This is a genomic window from Xanthovirga aplysinae, from assembly GCF_009711365.1.
GTDB classification, from domain to species: domain Bacteria; phylum Bacteroidota; class Bacteroidia; order Cytophagales; family Cyclobacteriaceae; genus Xanthovirga; species Xanthovirga aplysinae.
Genome location: NZ_SMMB01000867.1, coordinates 1 through 4,933, shown reverse-complemented (window position 1 = coordinate 4,933; position 4,933 = coordinate 1). Strand labels below are relative to the sequence as shown.

Genomic DNA, 4,933 nt, shown 5'->3' with positions numbered 1-4,933 from the left:
AAAACTTAGGGCAGTTTCTGCTAAATTTAATTCTTCTTCCTGACTCATGCTTACGCCAAAATTATAGATGGGCTTTATAACAGATCCTTTTTTCCTTTCGGAACTTTTCCCGAAAGAAGAAAATGTGATTAAAGCTACAGCCATTAATAAAGCTAGTTGTCCAAATATTGCCTTAGAGTTATTTTTCAGTATTCTTTTCATGATCGTGGTCAATTAAATAAAAATCAAATCATTTGAACAGGTATTTTTCAATAGCCATGCCAAGCACAAAAAAGCGCCCAAAACACACTTAGAACCTCTTTTTTCAAATAAATCACTTACAAAACTGTTCAGATACGAACAACAACTATACTCTTCTGAACAGTGATAATTTAGTGGAGACCGTGAGGAAAGATGCTAAACTTTACGTCTCCCAGACCAGGGAAGCCTTTTAGGGGAGAAAGAAAAATGAAATTTTTAAATTAAAATGGAAATCAATAACAAAGATGTCTTAAAATAAAAAAGGGAAAGTTTAAAAAGTGAGATCAAGAACAAAAAAATTAGTTCTTAAAATCAAAATGAAGGGATATAGATGGAAAAATTTTCTTTCTGATTAATTTGAAGAAAGAAAAATTGGAAAAAAAAATAAAAGAGGAAAATAATATCCCAGAATGGAATATAGAGATTATCAGTGGAATTGAATCTTTCGCGAGGGCACTTAAATAAAAGGAGAGCAATAATAATTAATAGACTTTAATCAATTTTCATCATAGAGATAAAACCACTCATTCCCACTCTCCATCAGGAAATGGCTTTTTGCTAAAATGGATTTTAATTTAGGATTTTCCCTTGTATCCGCCATTTGCCCACATACTTCATAAATCAATTCCTGTTTTACATCATAAACCTTAACCATACGTGGCATTTCAATAAACAGTTCCACCTCATCGTTCAAGCCCCTTTCCAACCCAATTTTCCCATTATCGGGAGACGTATTCCCATTATGGAACTCTTTTGAAAAAATACCTTCGTTTTTTAGAGACCCTTCCGAAGCCTGGGAGCTAAAATGAAAAATCAAAGGCAAACCAATTACCAATAGTAATAGAAACAATTGATAAATAGTCATTGGCAGGTTGTTTTTAAGGGCATCCTTAATTTCTCTCATAGTTTCAATCTTTAGTGTATAATTATTTATTCAACTCCCTACTACCAATACCTATGCCAAAAAAAAGAAACCCATACAAAAACCTCATTATTAATAATTTAGCGATACAACTTAAACATTTTTGTCCATCTCCGGCCATCATTTTCCATAAATCGAACACATTCAAATCGGAACACTAATCGATGAATGTCAATTTCATGTAGTTCATTAAAAAAGATGGAAACCTATTTTATCTACTTCCTTTCCATTATTTTTGCTGCTTACTACAGGTATTGGTGAGCATTTGATATCCTATGAAGATAAAGTGTATTAAAAGCCCCAACCACTCCTATTGAACATTGCATATTAAAATACTTCATCAAAAATGGCTGAGTACAATTTCAGAGCAATAGAAAAAAAATGGCAGAAATACTGGGAAGATAATCAGTCCTTTCTGGCAAACGTAGATAAGTCTAAGCCTAAATATTATTCGCTAGACATGTTCCCATATCCATCAGGAGCCGGACTTCATGTAGGACATCCCTTAGGTTATATTGCATCGGATATCGTTTCGCGCTACAAACGCATCAAAGGCTTTAATGTATTACATCCTATGGGGTTTGATGCATTCGGCCTTCCAGCTGAACAGTACGCCATTCAAACAGGTCAACACCCTGCCGCTACCACCGAGGAAAATATTAAACGCTACAAAGAGCAATTACGCAACATCGGTTTTTCATTTGATTGGAGTAAGGAATTAAGAACCAGCAATCCGGATTACCATAAATGGACACAGTGGATTTTTATGCAACTTTTTAATAGCTGGTACAATAAAGACTCCAACAAAGCTGAACCTATTAGTACCCTCATTGAAAAATTTGAGAGTAATGGTTACAATGGAATAAATGCTGCCTGTGATGAATATGTCACAGAGTTTTCTGCAGACGAGTGGAAAGATATGTCCGAGAAAGAAAAATCTGATATTCTATTGCAATACCGATTGGCTTTTCTGGCAGACACTACCGTAAACTGGTGCCCGGCTCTTGGGACTGTATTGGCCAATGAGGAAGTAAAAGATGGGCTTTCAGAAAGAGGTGGATATCCCGTAATCCGTAAAACCATGAAACAATGGAGTTTGCGAATCACTGCTTATGCAGAAAGATTACTTGAGGGGCTGGAATCTATTGATTGGCCTGAGCCCGTTAAAGAAATGCAAAGGAACTGGATTGGAAAATCCATAGGTGCAGAATTAGAATTTAGAATAGATGGGCATGATGATTTAAACATTAAGGTATTTACTACCCGTGTGGACACCATTTTTGGGGTAACCTATTTGGCTTTGGCTCCCGAACATGAGTTAATTGAAAAAATTACCAATAGAGAAAGAGAAAAAGCAGTAAAAGACTACGTGGCAGTTGCAAAAAATCGTTCAGAACGGGACCGTATGAGTGATGTTAAAACTATCACCGGAGAATTTACTGGAGCTTATGCGATACATCCATTTACAGGAAAACAGATTCCTATCTGGACAGCAGATTATGTTTTGGCTGGATATGGAACGGGAGCAGTTATGGCCGTTCCGGCAGGAGATACAAGGGACTATGACTTTGCCCGACATTTTGGCCTTCCTATGGTCATTACCCAAGAAGGCACCAATTTGGAAGAGGGTGCTAACCCATCTAAGGTTGGAAAAGTAATAAACTCCGATTTCCTAAATGGATTAGAGGTGGCTGATGCTCAAAAGTTAGCTATTGAAAAACTAGAAGAAATGAGTATTGGAAAGGGTAAAGTCAATTTCCGTATGCGAGATGCTATTTTCAGTCGACAGCGATATTGGGGAGAACCTTTCCCGGTATATTTCAAAGATGAAATTCCTTATTTACTAGAAGAAAGCGAACTTCCTCTTCGACTTCCTGAGGTAGATAAATATTTACCTACCGAAGAAGGTGATCCTCCATTGGGAAGAGCCGATAAATGGACTACAAAAGAGGGTTATCCTTTGGAAAAAAGTACCATGCCAGGTTGGGCAGGATCGAGTTGGTATTTCTTCCGTTACATGGACCCATCAAATGAAGGGGATATATTCTCCAAAGAAATCCAGCATTACTGGGAAAATGTTGACCTTTACATAGGGGGATCGGAACACGCCACGGGACATTTACTTTACGCTCGCTTTTGGACTAAATTTTTGAAAGACCTTGGTTTTGCAAGTGTAGAAGAGCCTTTCAAAAAATTGATTAACCAGGGAATGATTCAAGGCCGCTCTAACTTTGTGTACAGAGTGAATAGTTCCAACAAATATGTATCTCATAACTTACGAAAAGAGTACGACACCACTCGTCTACATGTGGATGTAAATATCGTTCACAACGATATCTTAGACCTAGAGGCCTTCCGTAATTGGCGTCCTGATTTTTCTGATGCAGAATTTATTTTGGAAGATGGGAAATATATTTGTGGAAGCGAAGTGGAGAAAATGTCCAAATCGAAGTTTAATGTGGTGAATCCTGATGATATTATTGAAAGATTCGGTGCGGATACCCTAAGACTTTATGAAATGTTCTTAGGGCCTTTAGAACAATTTAAACCTTGGAACACTAATGGTATTGACGGAGTATATAAATTCCTGAAAAAGTTATGGAAATTATTCCATGATTCTGCAGGAAATTTTAATCTTTCAGATGAAAAACCAAACAAACAGGAACTGAAAGTAATTCACGCCACCATCAAAAAGGTTGAAGAAGACATCGAGCGATTTTCCTTCAACACCTCGGTTTCCACGTTTATGATTTGCGTGAATGAACTTACCGCTTTGAAATGCAACAAAAGAGAAATACTGGAAAAACTTATTCTAATTGTTTCTCCTTATGCCCCACATATTGCCGAAGAATTATGGGCCTTATGTGGACATCAAACTTCTGTTGCTGAAGCCCAATATCCTGCATACAACGAAGAATACCTGAAAGAAGATGCTTTTGAATACCCAGTATCCATAAATGGAAAAATGAGAGTAAAACTTAGTTTTGCTGTTGATACTCCTAAAAAAGAAATTGAAGAAGTAGTACTGGAAAATGAAATAGTAAAAAAATGGATTGAAGGAAAAGCGGTAAAAAAATTAATAATTGTCCCAAAGAAAATTATTAATGTGGTAATCTAATTTTAATGAATAATTAAGAATTAGGAAGATGGAAAAACGAAGGCGTTAAGAAGAAATTCCAACTTAAATGTTAACGCTTTTAAATCATTCGTTATAATTTCTGCTATAACGAATGATTCTTCCACCTAAATTCTTAATTATTCCCTAGTCATTTTCTATTTCCCTCCTTAACCCCTTAATCCGACTGCCATTTTCGAGTAGTACGTCCATCTCCACTTCCACATAACCTTCACGTATTTTCATCAACAATCGGTCAATATGCTCCACCGGTGAACCATGAAATTCCTCAATTTCTTCCAGTAAAGTTTCCAGCCCATTTCGGCCACCTATATCAAAATGAATATCTGAATCATCTATTCGGTCCGGGTCAATGTCATAAACTTCCACTTCCATGTGTTCAACAGCCGATTCTATGGATTCGGCAAAGTTTTCAGCCATAACACTAACAAACTCACCCAGACCATCGAAATTTATATTCAATTCCTCCTCATTAATGTTTATTACCACTCCATCATTACCATCCACAAATTGTTCAACTGCATATTCAATATTTTCACCCAAATCTTCAAAATACTCTTCAACATCCCATTCGTTTCCATCAATTCTTATCACCACTTTGGCGTCTTCTTTATCCTTTTGCTTATTCTTATGTT

General features: G+C 36.5%; 4 protein-coding genes. 1 reads left to right on the top strand and 3 read right to left on the bottom strand.

All coding sequences use genetic code 11. The features are described 5' to 3' along the window. Together E1171_RS07075 and E1171_RS07070 are read right to left on the bottom strand one after the other, a co-directional pair. Positions 1 to 201: hypothetical protein (locus E1171_RS07075; protein WP_155205311.1), on the bottom strand; the 201-nt coding region annotated here is incomplete at its 3' end. A 535-nt stretch (positions 202 to 736) separates the two neighbouring features. Beyond that, on the bottom strand, positions 737 to 1,144 hold the full coding sequence (locus E1171_RS07070) for a hypothetical protein (RefSeq protein WP_155205310.1): 408 nt from the start codon (positions 1,142 to 1,144) through the stop codon (positions 737 to 739). Positions 1,145 to 1,508: 364 nt separating this feature from the next. Here E1171_RS07070 and leuS point away from each other — a divergent pair, with 364 nt between their 5' ends. Then, entirely contained in the window at positions 1,509 to 4,280 is a 2,772-nt protein-coding gene (leuS, locus tag E1171_RS07065) for a leucine--tRNA ligase (RefSeq protein ID WP_155205309.1), read from the top strand. Positions 4,281 to 4,424: 144 nt separating this feature from the next. Here leuS and E1171_RS23710 read toward each other — a convergent pair. Then, on the bottom strand, positions 4,425 to 4,933 hold a 509-nt coding region (locus E1171_RS23710; RefSeq protein WP_187696317.1), incomplete at its 5' end, for a hypothetical protein.

Bases quoted from the DNA above. Each gene is read 5' to 3' on its own strand.
- E1171_RS07070 (WP_155205310.1), bottom strand. From the start codon at position 1,144: ATGAGAGAAATTAAGGATGCCCTTAAAAACAACCTGCCAATGACTATT.
- leuS (WP_155205309.1), top strand. From the start codon at position 1,509: ATGGCTGAGTACAATTTCAGAGCAATAGAAAAAAAATGGCAGAAATAC.